The sequence below is a fragment of the Serratia sp. L9 genome (genome assembly GCF_050632285.1).
Taxonomy (GTDB): domain Bacteria; phylum Pseudomonadota; class Gammaproteobacteria; order Enterobacterales; family Enterobacteriaceae; genus Chania.
The window spans coordinates 12,385-32,556 of the sequence record NZ_CP192593.1 but is presented as its reverse complement, the minus strand read 5'-3'; the positions used below and the strand labels follow the sequence as shown (position 1 = coordinate 32,556).

The 20,172-nt window shown below is 52.8% G+C and carries 14 protein-coding genes and 3 pseudogenes; 5 read left to right on the top strand and 12 right to left on the bottom strand.

Annotation, left to right across the window (positions count from 1 at the left end):
* Positions 1 to 74 precede the first annotated feature (74 nt).
* Both ACQ86O_RS27285 and ACQ86O_RS27280 read left to right on the top strand, forming a co-directional pair.
* Complete coding sequence (locus ACQ86O_RS27285) at positions 75 to 1,019, top strand: Rpn family recombination-promoting nuclease/putative transposase (RefSeq protein WP_431225935.1); 945 nt, start codon at positions 75 to 77, stop codon at positions 1,017 to 1,019.
* 28 nt (positions 1,020 to 1,047) lie between these two features.
* Complete coding sequence (locus tag ACQ86O_RS27280; RefSeq protein ID WP_431225934.1) at positions 1,048 to 1,662, top strand: DUF2913 family protein; 615 nt, start codon at positions 1,048 to 1,050, stop codon at positions 1,660 to 1,662.
* Positions 1,663 to 1,912: 250 nt separating this feature from the next.
* Here ACQ86O_RS27280 and ACQ86O_RS27275 read toward each other — a convergent pair.
* Positions 1,913 to 2,925 (bottom strand): annotated as a pseudogene (locus tag ACQ86O_RS27275) (zinc-binding alcohol dehydrogenase family protein).
* Between the two features lie 106 nt (positions 2,926 to 3,031).
* On the opposite strand from ACQ86O_RS27275, the gene ACQ86O_RS27270 reads away from it, so the two are divergent.
* The 3 genes and pseudogenes from ACQ86O_RS27270 to ACQ86O_RS27260 all read left to right on the top strand — a co-directional run bounded on the left by ACQ86O_RS27270 (position 3,032) and on the right by ACQ86O_RS27260 (position 7,153).
* Positions 3,032 to 3,394, top strand: coding sequence for a winged helix-turn-helix transcriptional regulator (locus tag ACQ86O_RS27270; RefSeq protein WP_431225933.1), 363 nt, complete (start codon positions 3,032 to 3,034; stop codon positions 3,392 to 3,394).
* Between the two features lie 141 nt (positions 3,395 to 3,535).
* Positions 3,536 to 4,096 (top strand): recombinase family protein, encoded by a 561-nt coding sequence (locus ACQ86O_RS27265; protein ID WP_431225932.1) that lies wholly within the window; start codon positions 3,536 to 3,538, stop codon positions 4,094 to 4,096.
* A 49-nt stretch (positions 4,097 to 4,145) separates the two neighbouring features.
* Positions 4,146 to 7,153 (top strand): annotated as a pseudogene (locus tag ACQ86O_RS27260) (Tn3 family transposase).
* Between the two features lie 1,161 nt (positions 7,154 to 8,314).
* Here the strand turns inward: ACQ86O_RS27260 and repA are convergent.
* The 11 genes and pseudogenes from repA to traW all read right to left on the bottom strand — a co-directional run bounded on the left by repA (position 8,315) and on the right by traW (position 20,161).
* The gene (repA, locus tag ACQ86O_RS27255; RefSeq protein ID WP_431225931.1) at positions 8,315 to 9,199 is read right to left on the bottom strand and encodes a plasmid replication initiator RepA; all 885 of its coding nucleotides are present in this window, start codon (positions 9,197 to 9,199) and stop codon (positions 8,315 to 8,317) included.
* A gap of 281 nt (positions 9,200 to 9,480) precedes the next feature.
* Positions 9,481 to 9,741 carry a replication regulatory protein RepA gene (locus ACQ86O_RS27250; protein ID WP_048795546.1) on the bottom strand — a complete coding sequence of 87 codons (261 nt, stop codon included), beginning with the start codon at positions 9,739 to 9,741 and terminating at the stop codon, positions 9,481 to 9,483.
* 189 nt (positions 9,742 to 9,930) lie between these two features.
* Positions 9,931 to 10,464, bottom strand: a complete 534-nt coding sequence (locus tag ACQ86O_RS27245; protein ID WP_431225930.1) for a phospholipase D family protein — start codon at positions 10,462 to 10,464, stop codon at positions 9,931 to 9,933.
* A complete protein-coding gene (locus tag ACQ86O_RS27240) occupies positions 10,461 to 10,808 on the bottom strand; it encodes a hypothetical protein (protein WP_431225929.1) in 348 nt (115 codons plus the stop codon). The genes ACQ86O_RS27245 and ACQ86O_RS27240 overlap by 4 nt, the downstream gene beginning before the upstream one ends.
* Entirely contained in the window at positions 10,787 to 13,003 is a 2,217-nt protein-coding gene (gene trbC, locus ACQ86O_RS27235) for an F-type conjugative transfer protein TrbC (RefSeq protein ID WP_431225928.1), read from the bottom strand. The genes ACQ86O_RS27240 and trbC overlap by 22 nt, the downstream gene beginning before the upstream one ends.
* Positions 12,990 to 13,943: a DsbC family protein gene (locus ACQ86O_RS27230; RefSeq protein WP_431225927.1), complete on the bottom strand. Its 954-nt coding sequence runs from the start codon at positions 13,941 to 13,943 to the stop codon at positions 12,990 to 12,992. The genes trbC and ACQ86O_RS27230 overlap by 14 nt, the downstream gene beginning before the upstream one ends.
* Before the next feature lie 206 nt (positions 13,944 to 14,149).
* Positions 14,150 to 15,235: a conjugal transfer protein gene (locus ACQ86O_RS27225; protein ID WP_431225926.1), complete on the bottom strand. Its 1,086-nt coding sequence runs from the start codon at positions 15,233 to 15,235 to the stop codon at positions 14,150 to 14,152.
* A 216-nt stretch (positions 15,236 to 15,451) separates the two neighbouring features.
* Positions 15,452 to 16,090 carry a plasmid IncI1-type surface exclusion protein ExcA gene (excA, locus tag ACQ86O_RS27220; protein ID WP_431225925.1) on the bottom strand — a complete coding sequence of 213 codons (639 nt, stop codon included), beginning with the start codon at positions 16,088 to 16,090 and terminating at the stop codon, positions 15,452 to 15,454.
* Positions 16,091 to 16,156: 66 nt separating this feature from the next.
* On the bottom strand, positions 16,157 to 18,301 hold the full coding sequence (locus ACQ86O_RS27215) for a DotA/TraY family protein (RefSeq protein WP_431225924.1): 2,145 nt from the start codon (positions 18,299 to 18,301) through the stop codon (positions 16,157 to 16,159).
* Positions 18,302 to 18,404: 103 nt separating this feature from the next.
* On the bottom strand, positions 18,405 to 18,965 hold the full coding sequence (gene traX, locus ACQ86O_RS27210) for a conjugal transfer protein TraX (protein WP_431225923.1): 561 nt from the start codon (positions 18,963 to 18,965) through the stop codon (positions 18,405 to 18,407).
* Positions 18,955 to 20,161: pseudogene (traW, locus tag ACQ86O_RS27205) on the bottom strand (conjugal transfer protein TraW). The gene traX and the pseudogene traW overlap by 11 nt, the downstream one beginning before the upstream one ends.
* Positions 20,162 to 20,172 lie beyond the last annotated feature (11 nt).

Here is a 20,172-nt window from a genome sequence, read left to right as displayed (position 1 = left end):
GGTTAAAATGTGGAAATCCTCTGGAGTAAGAGGGGCGATATTGAGCTGGAGACTCTACATGCTACGATGTCATCATGAAAACGACACCCACACCTCATGACGCCTTGTTCAAGCAGTTTCTGACTCACCCGGAAACGGCCCGCGACTTTCTGCAGCAGCACCTGCCACCGGCACTGCTGAAAACCTGTGATCTGAGCACGTTACGGCTGGAATCAGGCAACTTTGTCGAAGAAGACCTTCGTGCCTATTATTCCGACGTCCTGTATTCACTCAAGACGGGAAAGGGCGACGGATACGTTTATTGTTTGATTGAACACCAGTCGAGCCCAGACAAAAACATGGCCTTCCGCATGCTGAGATATAGTGTTGCAGCCATGCAACGCCACCTGGCTGCCGGCAATGAGCAATTGCCCCTCGTCGTCCCGTTGTTGTTCTACCATGGTCAAGTCACACCTTACCCGTATTCCATGCGCTGGCTGGATGCATTTGGTGATCCCGAGCTGGCCCAACAACTTTATACCGGTGATTTTCCGCTGGTCGACGTTACCGTTATTCCAGACGATGAGATCATGCAGCACCGTCGTATGGCCATCCTGGAATTGCTGCAAAAACATGTCCGACAGCGCGACCTGGCCGAATTACTGGAACAACTGGTCACCTTGCTGTTGGCCGGATACACTACTAATGAGCAGCTGGCATCATTGATGAATTACATGCTGCAGGTTGGCGATACTGCCTCTCCGGAAACCTTTATCCGCGAGCTGGCACGCCGTGCACCACAGCACGAGGAGGTTCTTATGACCATTGCACAAAAACTGGAACAAAAAGGCCTGGAGCGCGGGCTGGAAAAGGGGCGTTTAGAAGGACGTCAGGAAGGACGCCAGGAAGGGCGCCAGGAAGGGGTGTTTGAGGGCAAGCTTGCCGTTGCCCGCACTATGCTGGCTAACGGTATCGATCGCGATTCCGTAATGAAAATGACCGGTCTGACTGCCACCGACCTGGCGCAAATTCGCCATTAATCCATCGTTACGACGGGCAGGGTAGACGTTGTTAGATAAGACCGAATCCGTTACCACGGAAAACACCACTTCAGCGCTCAGTCATCTCGCGTTCTGCGCCCTGGCGGCGCTGGGGCTAGCGCGTCAGGATGGTATCGCCGGCACGCCGTATGCAGAAAATTTATTCCTTATTCGCTGGCTGGCCACTGCCCAAAAGCAGAAGCGATTCCCAAAAAGCGTCGCCGTCGACATCAGCTGGCTACTCGAACGCGGGCGTAAGCACGGGCCGGCCGGTAAACTACGTCAGCACCTGGACTACCTGTGGCGCTCCTGCAGTGGCAATCTGGCCGCACAATCCGATCTTTTCCGGCTCACCTACGCCTCAGAAACGCTGAAAGACCAGGGCTGGGACAATTACGTGATGGATGCACGAGAGTGGAAATCTGGCGTTACCCTGACGCCGTCACTTAACAACGGCTTCTACGTCGAAAAAACGGTTCTGAATGCGGCTTTTACCCAGGACGGACGCCACCTGCATCCCGTACCATTTCGCATTGTCGGTGATACCAATACATTCATTCGTGTCATGGCGGAATATGGCCTGAACGCGAGGCTCATCGATAGCACCCCAGATCACCATACGGTCGCGCTGGAGCCCGCGTAGCTTGTCACTTCTAGCGACAACTTATTTGGTTCTATGGAGCGAAGCTGCAAAATGCGACATTTGTCTCTTTAGCCAGTGGGGATGTCGCCCGCCAGGGTTCTGATCCTCTGACGCAGAGTCTCAACTGGCAAGGTATCAATGTCCGGTAGCAGGGGGCTGAAGCCCAACCATACGAAAACGTACGCTAAGTACGTTTTTTATACTGATGGTGCCGATTTAATGCCATAAATAGAGGTTACCAAAGCTAGTTTTAAGTGCTACTAATAACCACCTTTCCAAGCATGTTTCCTTGTTCGACAAGGGTATGGGCAAGTTTTAAGTTTTCTACATCCAAGGGATGTAGCTCTTTGGTCAATGTTGACTGCAATACACCGGTATCAACAAGAACAGAGATTTCAGTAAGAATTTGATGGTGTGCAATCATGTCCTCTGTTTGGTAAAGCGGTCGTGTGAAAACCATTTCCCAGTGGAGTGACACGCTTTTGCCCTTAAGAGGGACTGCATCAAGGAAATCGTGATCATCAATGATCGCAATTTTTCCTTGTGGTGCGATGATTTCAGCTAAAGCGGAGAAATGCCTATTGGTGTAGGTCAGTGCTGCTATGTGCGTTATCGGACTGATATTGAGTGCGGCGACTTCCTTTGCGAGTGGTTGTGAATGATTGACGACATGATGTGCGCCAAGTCTCAAACACCACTCCCGGCTTTCCGCACGTGATGCTGTCGCTATCACCGTCATGTTAGTCAACCGTCGCGCAATCTGAATCAGCATAGAGCCCACGCCACCGGCTCCCCCACAATCAGCAATACGTCCTTACTTGTTGTTTTCACAGGAACAATACCGAAACGGTCAAATAGTAATTCCCAGGCTGTCAGCGCTGTTAGCGGCAGTGCAGCAGATTGCGCAAATGATAATGATTTAGGTTTCGACCCTACCAGTCTTTCATCCACTAAGTGAAGTTCGGAGTTGGCCCCTTGTCGGGTAAACGTTCCGGCATAAAAAACCTCATCCCCCGGCTTAAATAGGGTTACGTTGGCACCTACTGCTTTAACAATGCCTGCAGCATCCCAACCCAGTGTCGTAATAACGTCCGGCACAGGAACTCCTCCAGAGCGGATTTTCGTATCCACGGGATTGACGGAAACGGCCTGAATTGAAACGAGCAGATCGTGAGGTTCCGGGACTGGCGTAGCGGTTTCGACTATACGAAAAGCATCAGCGTGGGTCAGTGGTAAGGAATGGTGGTAGATAATCGATTTCATAGAATTTTTTCTATAATTATTGGATGAACTATATAATCGGGATAACAGCGTAAATATACAAGTACGGAAAAATAACGTACTAAGTTACCAAAAGGGAACTATTGATATGAAAAATCAACATTATCGTGATATTCCTGGTTGCCCGGTAGAGGTCGCCCTCGATTTAATTGGCGGTCGTTGGAAAGGTGTTGTACTGCACCATTTACTTGAAAACGATTATTTACGCTTCAACGAACTACATCGTCGTCTTCCTGGTATTAGCCAGCGTTTGCTTACCAAGCAACTGCGTGATCTTGAAGAATTTGGGCTTGTTTCACGAACTGTTTATGCAGAAGTACCTCCACGTGTTGAGTACCGCCTGACGGAAGAAGGACTCACCTTACGTCCAGTGATAGACATTCTGGCTAATTGGGGCGAAGTTCGAATAGCACGTCAAAAAATGGAAATCTTGCCAACATCTCCTGACTGATAAGTCAAGTTGAATCATACCCTAACCTGACGTCAGGCCTGATAATGAAAAACTGTCAGAATAAAGTCACTATGCATATTTATTGACACAAGTAATTAAAGGTCATAGATTCTTTCCTGACACATTCAGTATTGGAGACGTATGAAAGGTCAACGTATTGGCTATATCAGGGTAAGTAGCTTTGACCAGAACCCAGAGCGGCAACTGGATCAGACTCAGGTGGATAAAGTCTTTGTCGATAAAGCATCGGGTAAAGATACCCAGCGGCCAGAGCTGGATTCACTGTTGTCATTCGTGCGTGATGGAGACATCGTGGTGGTTCATAGTATGGACCGGCTTGCTCGTAACCTGGATGATTTGCGCCGTCTGGTACAAAAGCTTACCCATAAGGGTGTGCGTATCGAATTTGTTAAAGAATGTCTGACATTCACTGGCGAAGATTCACCTATGGCAAACCTGATGCTCTCAGTGATGGGGGCTTTTGCCGAGTTCGAACGTTCTTTAATCCATGAACGTCAGCGTGAAGGGATCGCTTTAGCCAGGCTGCGTGGAGCTTACCGTGGGCGGAAAAAATCACTGTCCTCAGAACAACAAATTGAAGTTCGACGGCGAGCAACAGAGGGTGAGAAAAAAGCCCAGCTTGCTCGCGAGTTTGGTATTAGCCGTGAAACGCTGTATCAATATCTGAAACAGCCTGATTAACATCTCATTTTTATGTATTCGTATGCGATCCGTAGCCAGGGAGGCACTTTTGCCAGCAGATTTTTTAAACACGGAACAACGTACCAGTTATGGTCAGTTCTCTGGTGAGCCTAATGACATTCAGCTTGCTCGTTTCTTTCTGCTGGATGAAGTGGATATGGAATTCATTAACAACCGGCGCGGAAGGGCAAACCGTCTGGCGGTGGCATTGCTGATTGGCAGCGTTCGATTTCTTGGCACATGGCCTCATGACCTGTCAGCGATCCCGGCCAACGTACTGTGGTTTGTTGCCCGACAGTTGGGAATATCCGATACGGGTGTTCTGTACGACTACTCCAGAAGAGAAACCACGCTGCGCGAACATCAGGCTCTGATCCGTCGTCAGTATGGCTATCGTGATTTTTCGTGGCCATGGACGTTCAGGTTGAGCCGGTTACTGTTCACCCGCAGTTGGCTCAGCAACGAACGACCGGGTCTGCTTTTCGATCTGGCTACCAGTTGGCTTCTGCAAAATAAAATACTGTTGCCGGGCGTCACAACGCTGACCCGTCTGATATCTGAAATACGTGAAAAATCAGCAGATAGGCTCTGGTCACGTTTGTCCGGACTGGCATCAGGCGAACAGTGCTCATTACTTGAAGAACTGTTACAGGTGCCTGATGGAGTACGCACCTCACGTTTTGATCAGTTAAGAAAAGGCCCTGTTGCCATCAGCGGCCCAGCATTTAATCAGGCCGTTTCGCGCTACCTGAAACTGAAAGCATTTAGCATGCAGGATCTCGACTTCACAGGTATTCCTCCGGTGCGTTTCAATGCACTCGCCCGGTATGCTGATATGATTTCAGTGTACAAAATAGCCCGGATGTCGCCCGCAAGGCGAACAGCTATGCTGGTTGCCTTTGTCCGTTCCTACGAAATAGCGGCACTGGATGACGCGCTGGACGTTCTGGATGGGGTTATCGCTGATATCGGCCGGGAGGCGAAAAAATTGGGCAGAAAAAACGACTGAGGACACTGAAAGACCTTGATAAATCAGCATTAGATCTAGCACATATCTGCTCGGTGCTCCTGGATGAAAATATTGACAGTGAGTTGCTCCGCTCGACGATATTTCGGAAGTTTCCTCCGGCCAAACTGGCCGATACCATCGCATTTATAAATGCCATCGCCCGACCTTCTGACACCAGTTTCCACGATGAAATGGTGGAACAGTATGGGAGAGTCCGCCGCTTTCTTCCCTGTTTGCTGGAAAATATTGAATTCAGCGCCGCCCCAGCAGGTGAAACAACGCTGGAGGCTATACGCTACCTTGCGGCGATCATGTCAACCCGGAGGCTGCATATTGATGATGCACCAATGGCAATAATTACCGGCCCCTGGAAACGACTTTGCTATGGTAAAGACGGTCATTTATCCCGACAGGGCTATACCCTTTGTGTTATGAATAAGTTACAGGACAGCCTGCGACGTCGGGATATTTACGTAGCACGGAGCGAGCGCTGGGGAGATCCGAGGGCTAAACTTCTCCAGGGGCAGGACTGGCACACCAACAGAGTGCAGGTATATCGTTCCCTTGGGCATCCCCTCAACGCCGGAGAAGCCGTCAACGCGCTGACCCGGCAACTTGACACTGTATACCGACAGGTCGCTAAAAATTTTGCCGATAATCAGGCTGTTTCACTGGATTTCACCGGTAAACGCACGAAGCTGACCATTGCTCATCTGAACGGACTGGATGAACCGCCGACGCTGAAGTTACTCTCGAAACGTATATCTGACCTGCTGCCAATTGTCGATCTGACAGAACTCCTTCTTGAGATTAACGCGCATACAGGATTTGCAGATGAATTTACCCATGCAAGCGAGGCGGGCGCGCGTATGGATGACCTGACCGTCAGTATCTGCGCGGTATTGCTGGCTGAAGCCTGTAATATTGGCATGGAGCCCTTTATTCGGCCCAATATTCCGGCGCTGACCCGTTATCGTCTGAGCTGGACCAAACAAAATTATCTCAGGGCAGAAACGCTGGTAAAAGCAAACGCCAGACTGGTTGATTACCAGTCTACTCTGCCTCTGGCTCAGAAATGGGGCGGTGGTGAGGTGGCCTCTGCGGATGGCATGCGGTTTATTGCCCCGGTACGAACGGTACATGCAGGCCCCAACCGAAAATATTTTGGCTCCAGTCGCGGGATCACATGGTACAACTTCATTTCAGATCAGTACTCCGGATTTCATGGCGTTGTCGTTCCAGGCACGCTAAGGGATTCCATTTTCGTGCTTGAAGGGCTACTGGAGCAGCAAACCGGACTCAACCCGACTGAGATAATGACAGATACGGCCGGTTCCAGTGATCTGATCTTTGGCCTTTTCTGGCTGCTGGGCTATCAGTTTTCACCCCGCCTGGCCGATGCCGGGGCTTCTGTATTCTGGCGAGTGGATAAAGATGCAGATTATGGCGTACTGAATGACATCGCCCGCAATGCTGCCAATGCCCGAAAGATAGAGCAACACTGGGATGACATGATGCGCTTGGCGGGTTCTCTGACGCTGGGGACAATCCGGGCGTCAGTTTTAATTCGTTCATTGTTGAGCAGCGATCGCCCTTCAGGGTTAACACAGGCCATTATCGAAGCTGGGAAAATTAATAAAACACTGTATCTGCTAAATTATATTGATGATGAGGATTACCGACGTCGCATTCTGACCCAGCTTAACCGGGGAGAAAGCAGACATGCTGTCGCTAGAGCAATTTGTCACGGGCAGAAAGGCGAGATCAGAAAGCGCTATCAGGATGGGCAAGAGGAGCAACTGGGTGCATTGGGGCTGGTGACCAATGCCGTCGTGCTCTGGAATACCATTTATATGCAGGCCGCCCTGGCACATTTGCATGATGAGGGCGAAGTCATGAATGAAGAAGATGAAGCCCGGCTTTCGCCACTGCGGCATGCAAATATCAATATGCTGGGGCACTATACATTTACGCTTGCAGAACAGGTAACAAAGGGCCAGCTCAGACCTCTTAAGCAGGCGGACGAGGCGGATGATTGGTCTTTATGACGATCTAGTTATCAAGGCAATAAAGTGCTCGACTGGTTAAAAAACATACTTAGCGTACGTTTTCGTACGGTTGGGCTTCAGACCCCTAGCATGGCCACCAGGGACAATGTCTGGATAGCCAACACAATCGCCCTTGGCGGCTTACTCTGCTCATAACGGATGTAGGTACGCATCGATATACCAAACTCCTCAGCAGCCCGTTCCTGCGTCCAGTCGAGCCCCGACCGCCAAAGCTTCAACTCGAATCCCGTCATCGTTTACCCATTCGCTCTAATATGCCATTTTGTCACATTATACATTTATAATATTGCTTTTCACACTAGGCAGTGCGTCGGAAATTTCGGCGGTTCTGGCTAGCTGGCATCACATCGTAAGTTGTGGGTTCAATGCGCATTAGCGCATGAAGGCGACATATATGGCCATAAAGAACTCAGATGATGAGGGTCGCCGGTCGCGCGGCGTAGCCGCCCGGTCTTGATAGGTTTTGCCTATCCCATCCCTCGCCCTGTAGAGCCGAATCCACTAACAGCGCCACAGAACTGTTTTTGCGCGTTCGGAGTGGTCCCGACAAGGCGTAGGCCGCAGGAGGGGCGTATCTCCGCGTTAGCGGGCCGTGAGGGCCGCTTATGAGCGTGTTCGAATGACTTTCAGCGGTATTACCTGCAGCGACTCCAAGATTTTAGTTACAGCATCCATCTTAAAGCCACTCTGTTCCGGGCCTTATAGGCCCGGGGCGGGGCGGCTTTGGGGTGGTTGAGTTGTAAAGAAGGTGTATGAGGTAGTCTAGTGACCTTTGCCCGCGATTAGCGGGAGCTACTTTTAAGGCGCTTGCGCCGTTTCTGAGCGACGTGGGTTTACCCACTGTAAGCGAAGGCATTATCCACAGAGCAGAGCTCTTGTAAGGTCTTTTTAGGTCTAAATGAAGTTACAGTTACTTTGCATGTAATTCTTAGCAGGCATCAATATGTTAAAAGTATTTGCATCTATCTGTGGAAAACTCGCAACACGAGGTCAGATCCTTGCGTCAGCCATGTAACACACCGGCTGGCGGGCAGAAAAATTGCACCTACGTGTCAATTCAGGGATAACGGACGTGCCGAGGCCTACGCAATCAAGCGCATCAATGACGGGAGGGGCGGAAAGCCGGGCAAAAGAGAAGGGTTATGGTGTATCTGGCGGGGCTGATGTGGCCAGTTTACGCAAGGCATGATAACGCTGGTCTACCTGGCGTTTTAGCTCCAGGTGGCCCATGGCCTCCAGCTCACCCTTGCTATACATCTTTATCAACCCATTAAGGATTTCAGTGCGGGCCTGCTGGCGTTCCATCTGCAGCAGTTTCTGCGCCTGCCGGCGCTGTTGTTTGAAGGAACGGTGACGTGCCCTGTGTTCAAAGGCGCGTTTGATATGCTGCTCTTTGGCTCGTCGGCGGGCCTCTGTCAGAGTTATCGGGGTTTCCCCCTGCTTAATCAAACCTTGGTTCACCCACGCCAGTTGCTGATTCTGTGCGGCCTGATACTTACCCAGCTCGTAGCCAATCAGCACAAAGAACAGTTCAGTCACCCAGATGATTTTAGGAATGTGGGAGCGGCTGACTTCATCCCAGGCGCGTTCACAAGCGAGGGCCCCCAGCTCTTCCAGAGTGGTGATTGCCCGACTGGCACGCGAGATACTCTTTTTATCACCACTACCGGTCGACAACCCACACCAGTCGGAAAGCTGTTCAACGCTAGCCTCAACCTTACCGGTCACAATATTCAGACGATCGGACATCGCCACCATCAGCGCATTGATCGCCCTGGCCCGGTGTTCATTCATACGTTTAAAAACCGGCCGCGTCAGTCCAGTTTTCTGCTGGACGCGCGGTGTGGTGTACCAGGCTTCATGTCTGGCCGGCTGATTCTCACGGGCAGCAGTCACCAACGCCCGGATAAGGGCAGGTTTGTTCGCACCAGCCTTCGGAGGCTGATAAGAGGGGAAAGGATTGCTGACATAGCAGCCCCGGGAACGGACTGAAGTCGATTCTTGGATGGCTGAGCGGTTATCCACCACTCCCTGCGCTTAAGTTGCACAGGAGGAGTTGACCTTTAAAAGGCATAAAACTATACTCCCTGCATAGAGCAACGCTTCTATACAGTTTTAAGTGAGCCCCGCTAATCTTTTCGGTCCGCCAAGATGGATAAGATTATCGGGGTTTTTGCTTTTCTGGATTTAGCTCAAAAGACCTCTAAACCCATTCCTTGCCACCTTGCGGCGTGGCCAGCCAAAAAATTCTTCAAACGATCAGTAATCTAGCACTCGCCAGTACAACTAGCAAGAATGTGAACCTTTTACATTCTGCTGTTTCTGCGGCCCGTCTCAATTTCAATGAGTTTTTCGATCATCTGTCCCTGAGTTAAACCCTCTTCTTCACATAACTGTAGAAGTTGGTCTTTCATGGGATTTTTGATAAATACATTCACTTCTTTATGAGTCTCGCGCTTACGGGCTATCGCCGCCAACTGCCTTTCAGTAGCTGACATAGGATTACCTTTACGGTAAGAGCGCTTCGTTTTCGATGAGGAAGTAACTGCGTTTACGACCTGTGGCATTTCTGCCTCCCCAAGGATCTGAAAAGGATCGTTTGGCAAAGCGTACTACAGAATCCGTAAGTTAGCAGCATAAAAAGCATTTTTCAGTCCCGTTGGCGCGGGATGACAGATAAAAATGCAGGAGGAGAGGACGACACGAGCCCAGAGGATCAAGTCGTCATAGGGTTACAGAAAGGCATGAGGGACATTTCAATACGAAGAATGCCACTCCTTCCCGATATCCCAGCGCGATTGCCAGTGCGTCAAGTAGGTTTGTGCCACGCCAGGCATATCACGCAACACCAGCGCATTTTCTGAGTTGGAGCGGGCCGCTGCACGGCTAAAGTTGAATGATCCGGTCTCGACATTCACCTGGTCGGTGATGATCAGTTTGTCGTGCATTATCTTGAAGTTATCGACGGTACGAACCGGAATGCCGGCATTGACCAGCAAATTCATCGCCGCCTGACTGGCCTTGTTCTGGTTTCCCTTCGCATCCAGCACCACTTTCACATCAACACCCCGATGTTTGGCGCTCGTCAGTGCTTTCGCCACTTCGGGGGACGTGAACGAATACCCCATCAACCGGATACTGCTCCGGGCATCATTGAGCGTATTCAGCACCAACTGCAGGGCGCTGCCTTCAGGTGAGAACCCCACCTGCACCGAAGGAGCCGCCATGGCACACGGAGCCACTGCCAACGTCGCGACCAGACACCAGGCTTTCAGAGAGCTCCGCATCATTTTGCGCCCCCGTAAAACACATTCCCGTTCCTTGAGATGACGTCGCCCTGGACATGGCCACAGGTGACGTTACCTGCACGCGTCTCGATGTTGCCGGTGACGTTACCGGCCCTGACGTTGCCGTTGGTGCTGCGCACGGTACCAACATTCCCCTGCACCGTCACATCAGCATCTTCGGAATCAATAACCTGCACATCCCCCACAATAGTAATGGCGACTGCCACCACCTTCCCATCACCCAGCGACACCGTCTGGCCATCTGCAATCACCTGGTTACCACTGACACGGATATGATTACCATCGACGACCATTGTCTTGCCGTTTACTGTGATTTTCGTTGCCATTTTGCGTTCTCTTTTGAAGTGTTATCGGCCGGCTTCTCAACCGGAATATGTTGCATTTGATAGGCCATAAGACGAGGTTGCCCGACGCCCAGTGCGGTCGGTATTTTCGCCTGCACCTGGTAACCACGCCCGCGTGCCGGCAGATGCGCCAGTGCCGTTTCCCATAACAGGCTGGTGCTGACTGCCGCCGTCGGGCGTCGACGCCAGATATGCTGCCACTCGTCTTCCAGCTCATTGATGGCGGCCAGAGCAGGATCCGTCAGCAGCAGGTTCTCCAGATCTGAACGTGCGTCCGGCGCATCCAGCCGGCGGACTATCTGCTGTATCCGGTCAGCCCGTGGATAACTGCGACGAATGGCTGCCGGAGCCTGCGCAAGCAGCGCATTGAGAGACGGCGGGGCCACCTCGATAAAACGGTTAATCTGTATCGCCTCTTTCGTGAACTTGTCGGCATCCGCTATGTAGAGCGAAGAACCGCGAATAACTTCGCCCCGGAACAGGGTGATGTTTTCGCCCTCCTGCAGCTGCTGCACTTCTTCCACACTGACCTTCTTCTGCTCGCGTAACTGCAGTTTGTCGTCTTCATCCCAACGACTGCCCATAACGCCGTTCTGACGCACCATCTGGCTCATTTCCGGCAAATATTCCGTACCGGCCATCAGCTGCAGAATTTCCAGGGTGTCTTTCGGGTCCATGATTTTGCCGGTGATACGGGTGCCCATGTTGGCAATCAACGTCCATACACGGTCACCGGCTGCTGATTTAAGTCGCTGAGCTTCCTGCCCGGCCAGCAACAAGCAATAACCCAGCGATCGGACCTGTGTAGCCAGTTCGCCGAGCTTTTCGGTGTAGCAGGCTCCCACCTCATCGCATATCCACAGAAACGGGAACCTGTCCTTGTACTTGCGAACGACCATGATGTCTTCCGGCCGCCCCTCCAGCTTTTCACCGAGGTCCTGACTTAGGATCATCGCCAACTGAGACACGTACAGTCGCCCGAGAGCGGCCGCCTCAGTGGCAGATATTTCCAGTGCGGGGATAAGGATGACGAGGATGCGATCGTTATGAACCACATCTTTCAGGTCGATGTCACCGGCGTCGCGGGCAAACACATGACCGTAGGTGTCATTGAACAGCGCCAGCATGCGGGTGAACTGCTGAATGAGGTAACCATGCTGGTTCAGCGCTTCCGGTGCCCAGTCTGACGGTGAATCCACCGTGGCCAGATCAAACCCCGCCAGCGTGCCAAGATAGTTCTCCAACGGTAATCGCGCCTCATCATGCCACTGCTCTTCTACTGACTGGATATAGAGCCGTGCAATACTGCGCAAGGGGAGATGGGCTTGAATAGTGCGCTGCGACATCACCGTCCCTTCTCGCCGGCATTTGTATACCAGGGCAAACACCAGCGCCTGTATCATCGCCCGCGCTTTCTCCTGCCAGCCGCCGTCATTGCCGGCCGGTGGCAACATCGAGTCCATCAGGTTGATGATGTAGGTTTCTTCAGCGATGCCGAAGGCATTGACCGTATTGGTTTGCGGCCGGTTTTTGACATCTTCCAGCAGCTCCTGAGCTCGCGAACGGCCGCCGGTGATGAAGTTCATCATCCGCAGATCGTCTTCACGGCCAAAGCGCCGCGCCATAGACGCAATGGCCAGCGCCACGTCGTTCTGTGCCTTGGCGTCGGAATAAATCAGCCCCTTGCCCAGACCGAGTTGGTTGAGCACATAACCCAACAGCGTTTCCGTTTTACCTGCACCGGTGGTACCAAACATCAGGATGTGCCGCGTCATGTCATCCATCGACAACCACAACTCACGCCCCGCATCACGCCCACGCAGATATCCCAGATAGAGGATGCCGGCCGCCTTGCCCATGGCGATACGCATGACCGTCACGGGCAAGAAACCAAACAGCTTCCCCGGTACCTGCCGTTGTGTAGAAGGATCGAGTCGATTCATATCGGTCGGCATACGCATCGGCATTTGCCACGGCTCCATCAGCATCGCGGGCGCCCAGAACATCATCACGGGCAACGTTAACCACAATGTGACCGGCCAAACCACACCGGCGATGACAGACCCTATCATCCCAATCGCCAGCCCTCCCGGGGACAACATCCAGTCCCCCAGGGCAGAGTGATAAACACGGCGGTTAACGCGGTTGCGTTCAACGCCGTAGTCAGTGGGTTGCATCCGGCACCTCCTTCTGACTCAGGAACTGACTCAGTTGGGCGGGATCTCGCAGGACCGCCTGGGGCACATAGCGACCATCATCCGCAATTACCCATGGCGTACCCGGAATGCGATAGGCCTGATAGGCCACCTCGTTGACGCCCAGTGCCTTTTCAGCCACATCACAAGCGTTGTCGGCTTTCTTGTCGACTGAGGGTTGTTTACCCAACTGCAGCCCATCCGTACCAACAGTAAATAATGCCTGCCAGGCGGCCGGCCGTTGCTCTGGCGGCAAGCACAACACCGGGGTAATAGCAGCAATGGATTTCTCGCGCCCAATCACGGCAACCGGGAAGACGACCACGTTCGCCAAATGGGCTGCAGCCACTAATGCCGGCTCCAGATGCCGGCAATTCGGGCAGTTGGGATCAGCAAACACGTATAAGGTGCGGTCATGGCCAGAGGAATAGTTCACGGTGAACAATTGGCGATCGGCAGCACTTTTCAGCTTCTGCGGCAGGGTGGCCCGGACTGACGCCGGCAGTACCCAGCCATCTTCTGGCGCGGCAGCCCGTGCCTGCTGAGCGGGCACAGGGTTTTCAGGACGTACGGCATTCGCGGTGGCGTGCGGAGGAAGCGCTGGCGGCAAAATCACAGGCGGTGGTGCCAGGCTAACCTCTGGCCCCAGCTCCAAGGGTGCAACCTCCCGGGACTGTGCCAGGTAAACACCCAGCATGACCCCGACAAACAGCAACACACCAGCCATCGTCAACCGGGTGCCCCATCGGGAGCGCCATTTTTCCGCCTGCTGCAGCTGTGCGCCGGACAAAGCCGCAAGCAACTGATCGTTGCCACCATTGGCGCTGGACTCAACCGTGAATACGTTTCCCAACTTGTCGCAGCACAGAACCCCGGCGTCAGTCAGGAAAAAGTCGGCTGGCGGCGCAGGTCGACAGTACACAAAGCACGGACACCACCGTTCTCCCCTGTGCGTTGAACGACTAACAGATTGTCGCGAATGTATACGGAGAAAGGCGCATAGCTTGATTTTGCACGCATGGAATATCCTTTTAATTCAAATACGGATCGACACCAGAGCCTGATTGGCTTGGCGTACAAATGGGGTAAAATTCGGTGGGTGTAATCAGATAATGAAGAGGAGTGACGCTACGGTGAAGTTGCCTCCTCGCTGTCCGGCTCATCGGTAACGGCATAAACAGCTGACATCACCGATTGTTCTGTCGCCTGGCGGCGACTAATAACCACCGGTGTATACGGATAGACCAAACCCAGACTTTCCAGATCGGCCTGCAGCCCTTCAACAGCTTGATCCACCATGATGCTCGGACGGGGCAATCCCAACTTGCTGGCTCGCACCTCGGCCCGAGCCTGAGCAGCAATACCGGCGCCTTCGACAAACACCTTGGCAGTGTCTGCCGAATGCAGGCCATACCACAATGTACGGTCAACACCCTTGAGCCAACGAAAACGCGCCGGGGGCAATCGCAGGTCACGGGCATACAACCCAACCAGCGCACTGCGCACATACCCGTGACCAGCCAACCACTCGTTGACGCCTGGCGCTTGAACCACGCGTTCAAAAGCTGCATTGGCCAACCGGAACAACGGCACAGGAGAAACCCGCTTGCGCCGTAAAAAACGCCTCACGACACAGGAGCGATTCAGGTCATCCAGCAATCGTGACGCCGCCGCCCGATCATTCAGGAATACCTGCAGACCAAACACCGCCAGCAATGCACGTTCATAAGGGTGCCAATTTGTCACATTACACATTGTTTTTCCCAACTGTGCAGTGAAGACATCCGCTGCGGCAGTCCGATCGAGCGTCTTGCGTTGAACGAGTTGATGTTGCGTGGTGAAGTCTTCGGGTTTCAGCGCCCAAACGTTAGCCGGGGCGGGATCATTCATCAGGCCATCCGGCCCGGATACCATGGCCAGAACGGGCATCACGGAGGGGGCAAAACCACTGACCAGCCCCGGCAACGTATGGACATTGATAGGCCGTTTGCTACGAAAAGCCAGAACAGGATGCTGTACCAACGCGATAACACTGGCCAGGATGATTGGCACCAGGAACAACAGCAAAATACCTGAAGTCGCGTTCATCACATCTAGCCATTCACCGAAGGACACGCTGGCGGCATGATTGGCTGTATCGGCCAGCAGGTTTATTTTTCCACCCACCCAGTCGTGGATCCGGGGAACATCTACCGCAGTCCAGAACCAGTACAATACCCAACAACTCCAGTACACGAACGAATCAAAAAATAGCCAGCACAAGAGAACGGCAGCGCAGAAGGCCAGGAACATTTGCCCTTGATCGCCGTCCCACGCGCTCTGCGATGGGCGGTTATACATAGAGGAACTCGCAAAAAGAACACCGGCTAAAAGCCGGTGTTAAGGGTGTTTGCCACCAGGTAAGGTGACTAGAGGGGGATAAGGTACGGCTCAGGCCAGACGAGGGATCGCGATATGGTTTTCACGCTCCAGCTGCTCACGGTGAATATCAACATACTCAGAGAACGGCATCGCCGGCTGATATTGCTTGAACTCCATCGAACCCAGCGTATCAAACCAGCGCTGGGCCCACGGAGTAGCAATTTCAATGCGGGGCAGCTCAGGGAGCTTGGTATAAAGGCGTAACATCTTTCCTTCCACTTCCCGATTGGTCCAGTCGTTCATATCCAGTCCAATCACATCCACTTCACCTTTTCGGATACGGTGCACGTAAAGGATGGTGCCGCGCTTGATATCGATACCCAGATATTTACCATCACCTTCATGGAACATCTCATACCCATGTTCTGGCATAAAGTAATCTGGATGTTTAATGTCGTTAGTGATGATTTTTAGAATGCGGCGCTTACTAATAACCCGTTTAGCAAAGATACCAACTGGAATTAATAAAGCAGACCAGATCATCCCGTAGAAAAATAGCTGGTAAAGATCACCGTTTTTTAAAACATCACTTAACGTTAATAGTGACGCTAACGCTAAAAATAGAAGGCAGGGCACCGCCAATACCATATAAAGGATTTTCAAAACCCAAGCCCATCCTTCGCGTGTAGTTTTCAATCGCTGCACCATAGTTTTATCCTCCAACTGCAGTTGCTGATATTATACCCAACAACTGTACGTTTGTCAGGGTATTTTCTACTGAATCCCATCAGTTTCACTACCCTTTCCAGACCGCTTCGGCATATTGCGAATACCGGGAATTCTCTGTGAACCCGTACCTGCTGCACCGAACATATTTTTCATATTATCGACCAAGCCGCCCATGACATTATTACCTTCTCGACCACCGAGGAATGAGATCACATAATCTGGCAGTGAGGCCTGCAGGCTGAATAAGCGTGTCACGCCAAAGGTGGCAATACGCGCATATATCATCAGCCAGCCGACCATTTTGACCAACCCCATAATCGAGTCAGCATTGGCGTTGGCCAGTGCTGAAGCAAACAGTAGATTGAGTACCGTGCCACCGGCAATCGCCGCCACAGAGGCGAAGAAGAACCCCAATACCATCAGCGATGGCCGCAACATCATGTCGATCAGGAAAATATACCCATACGCGCTGCGACTCCCCTTGTCTTCTTCAGCACCCAGATGAGTCGCTGACCACATAGGGCCAGCAGCACATCCAATCAGCACACTGACAATCCAGTTAAAGAAGCCCGTCATCCAGAAAACAAAAGGGACGGCCGGCAAAAATACCGCCAGTGAGAACCCGATAGCCAGAAGCGCAAACATAAAGAAGTAAAACATCGGCGCCAGCGCACCCATCACATCCTTCACCACCGCGCCAGCATCAACCGCAAAGATCTTACTCGCCCACCCCACCGGTGAGTTACTGGCCGCTGATGCAATCGCCCAGGTGCCGGCATAAGCTGCCATCAAGGTTTCTGTGGTACCCAGCGTATAATCACCGACCTCTTGCATTTTAATCAGCGGGTTAACCTGCCCATTGAAATCCGAGTCTGTACCCAGATTTTTTGTGGCAATCAGGGTAGTAAGTTTTTGTATCGGGCTCTTTAATATGCCAACAAATACAGAGTTCGGGTCCTGAGCTGCACCAGCAGCACTGATCTCGCTCTCTGTTTGTGTTCCCAGGGGTGGTGTATAGGTACTGTTCTGCACCTGTGCGCGATAGGCGGTAAACACCTGGTTGTACAAGTCTCCCGTACCGTGCTCACCCACCCCACTCATGCCACTGGTGATCGGCGTCGCATTGGCCACATCGTTGGTTTTACTGTTAGCGGTCGCGAAGGTGTGATACCAGGCCCCCAAAGAAACCCAGCCATAACTCTTGATCTGATTAACCAGTTGGCTCTGCAGCGAATCCTTGTAGTTAATCTGGTTCAGCGCTTTGTTGACCGTATCTTCATAGTCGGCCGCCGCATTCTGAATGTCGGTTTCCACATCCTGAAAACTGCCACTGTCCTGATCACGCTTGCTCAAATACGTATCGACAAAGTCCATTGCCGCACGATCCAGTGACGCTTGCATCCTATCAAGCGCCTGTTTTTGTGATGCCACGACACTGTCAGTATCGACCTTGCTGTCAAACAACAAGTTCCATACGCCGCTGCGGGCAGAGTTCGGTGTTTTCGCCGACCCGCAAATGGCGCTGCCATTACCGGTATCATACTCACCGTTGCCCCCTTTCGTGCTCATCATGGGCGTATTCGCTTCCCCTGACGCATAAAGGGCCTGCAGTTCGCGGTTGATGGCATATTTGCACAGGTTCATCTCAAAAATGGCCCGTGCAGCTGAACGGGTCGCCGGCGCGGTCGGCTGCGTGACCATCGAATATCCGCTGGCCATCATATCCGCCGCTTTATCTGTCAGCAGGTTGGCGCTTCCGACGCCCATCACCGACGCGGCCCACAGCATCACCAATTGCGAAATCGACCACCCCGAGCCTGTAGGCACCAGAGTGATAAAACCCGCAAAGGTCATAACCGGATACAACATCGAGCGAGCACCATTAAACACACGCCCCTCATGCCCAGCCTTCACGACGGTTTTCATCGTCACGGTCAAAAACCAGAACAGGGCAATGGCACACAGCACACCGTTGATAATGGCAAACAGTGAGCCGATCAACGTTTGTTGGCCGGGGGCGAATGGATGTAGCACCACATCCCCAAAGATCATGACCAGCGCCTGGCGCGATAAGTCATTGGTTTTCTGTGCAGCGTCAGCGATGGTTTGATAATTCACACCATCGGCGAACGCCGGCCAGGAAAAGACCAGCAGCAAGCCTGCTGACCACAGCCTTTTGAGAAATTTCATCGTGTTGTCCGTATATTATGACCCCGGCAGATCGCAGGGCAGAAGGCAGAGAAGGGAATGAGGCGTCAAAGGAGATAACACCAACGGCAATGCACTCTGGTTGTCAGCGCCAATACCCCAATGATACCGTTTGCCGACAACAGCGGTTTTCCGACCGAAAATCACCGAACGTCCCCTTTTCTTCTTTACTGACGCGCTGCGTATTGAGTTGCCACAGGCGATACGTCACGATCAGCGCTTTCACGAACCCTGCAGCCCCTAACAACGCCAAAATCAATGACGCAATCGTCGCACGCAGCAGGACCGAGCCTGGCAGGGAGACTAAACTCACCATGATCATCACTAACAAAATCAAGGATAGTCCGCCGCAAATCAGCATAAGGAACCACCAAAATGCCCGGATGCGTACATAGTTGGTGCGAAGCTGCTCAACCGAAACGCCCGCTGCCACCACGGCTTGTGCCCAGGTCAAAGTTTCACGGTCAACCTGACGACGTTCGCTAACCACCTCCCGTACCCGCTCCAGGTTGTTCAGTATCGGCCGCATGCTACCCCGGTAAATAACGCCCAGGTCAGAGAATGGGTTAACCAATGACAGCCCTACTTTCCCAACACGCCGCAACGAGGAGGTTCCGGTTTTCTTATCGTCACGTTCAGTTTGCATTAGCCGTTACTCCCGCACTCATCTGGTTGGAAAGCTGCTGTAGCTGCGGCGCATATTGTGCTTTTGCCGCCATGGCCAATTGCTGACCGGTGATAACATTTGCCTTACGCAGCTCGTTTTTAATGCCCAACTGCAACCAGTTACCCAGGCTCTGGACACGGACCAACTCACGCGTCAGATTGTCGCCACTCATCGCCTGCAGATCGGTTTCATACGCAATGTTGGCATAACGCCGGCCAACTTCGAAAGACTCGTATTCCCGTTCGCTCATCACCCCAGATTTTTGCGCTTCCTGGCTCGCCGTCGCTGAAAAATACTGACTGGCAGACGGACTCTGTAGCGACTCACCTAACGCGTCCCGAGTCGCAGGATTGGGCTGGCTGGCTGCAATCATATCTAGCTGGGGCTGAGAGGCCGCGCTCTGTATTGATTTGTATTGTGTCAGCAACCCCTGATATTCGCGGCCTGTGGCCGATTGAATATCACCTTTACCCGGAGTGCGTCCTGCATCATGGCGGGACGAGTTTTTCATGTAGGCCATCGCCGCATCCACCTGTTCTTGATTGAAGGTCAGATCAGGTGCCTTGCCGACAGCGCCGGCGCCATCCATTAGGGAACGCAGCTCGATATCACCGCCGGGCAGCGGAGATACCTGTGGACACAGGTCTGTCCCCCCATAGGTTGCCGCTTCCTCTGCCGTACAGTAAGCCGCATGTACAGCCGCACTGCGATACCCCCTGACGCGGCGCCACCGGAAGGGACGCCACGCTTTTGCGCACCATTTCGTTGCTGACGCCCCCGCCGCCAGACAGTCGAGATGCGCTGGAACGGGTCTGCTTACTGACCTGCGTGGCCATACCGGAAGCCGATTCGCTGCAAATACTGTCCGTTACCGTGAAGCTGTCGCGGGCACGCTCCAGACGCTCCGTCTGACGCCCAAAAATATCGGACTCACGCTGTGCGCGGGCTGCTTCCGTCACCGCCGACACCTGTTTGTCGCTGGCCTGAACGATGGCAGTGCCTATCTGGGTTTCCGTCGTGAGGATCTCCGCCAACGTGGCATTGATAGTGCCCATTGCCGGCATAACCTGGAATTCAATCGGCGCACTGCCGGAGACATAAACGGTATACGCGGCCGCGGGCTGGGTCAGTACCAGACTGACCGCCAGCGCGACCACTGTCGCAGAGTATTTCATGATTTTTCTCG

Bases quoted from the DNA above. Each gene is read 5' to 3' on its own strand.
- traX (WP_431225923.1), bottom strand. From the start codon at position 18,965: ATGCAAACTGAACGTGACGATAAGAAAACCGGAACCTCCTCGTTGCGG.
- ACQ86O_RS27245 (WP_431225930.1), bottom strand. From the start codon at position 10,464: ATGATGCGGAGCTCTCTGAAAGCCTGGTGTCTGGTCGCGACGTTGGCA.
- trbC (WP_431225928.1), bottom strand. From the start codon at position 13,003: ATGCAACCCACTGACTACGGCGTTGAACGCAACCGCGTTAACCGCCGT.
- ACQ86O_RS27250 (WP_048795546.1), bottom strand. From the start codon at position 9,741: ATGCCACAGGTCGTAAACGCAGTTACTTCCTCATCGAAAACGAAGCGC.
- ACQ86O_RS27270 (WP_431225933.1), top strand. From the start codon at position 3,032: ATGAAAAATCAACATTATCGTGATATTCCTGGTTGCCCGGTAGAGGTC.
- ACQ86O_RS27215 (WP_431225924.1), bottom strand. From the start codon at position 18,301: ATGAAATTTCTCAAAAGGCTGTGGTCAGCAGGCTTGCTGCTGGTCTTT.
- excA (WP_431225925.1), bottom strand. From the start codon at position 16,090: ATGGTGCAGCGATTGAAAACTACACGCGAAGGATGGGCTTGGGTTTTG.
- ACQ86O_RS27285 (WP_431225935.1), top strand. From the start codon at position 75: ATGAAAACGACACCCACACCTCATGACGCCTTGTTCAAGCAGTTTCTG.
- ACQ86O_RS27240 (WP_431225929.1), bottom strand. From the start codon at position 10,808: ATGGCAACGAAAATCACAGTAAACGGCAAGACAATGGTCGTCGATGGT.
- ACQ86O_RS27265 (WP_431225932.1), top strand. From the start codon at position 3,536: ATGAAAGGTCAACGTATTGGCTATATCAGGGTAAGTAGCTTTGACCAG.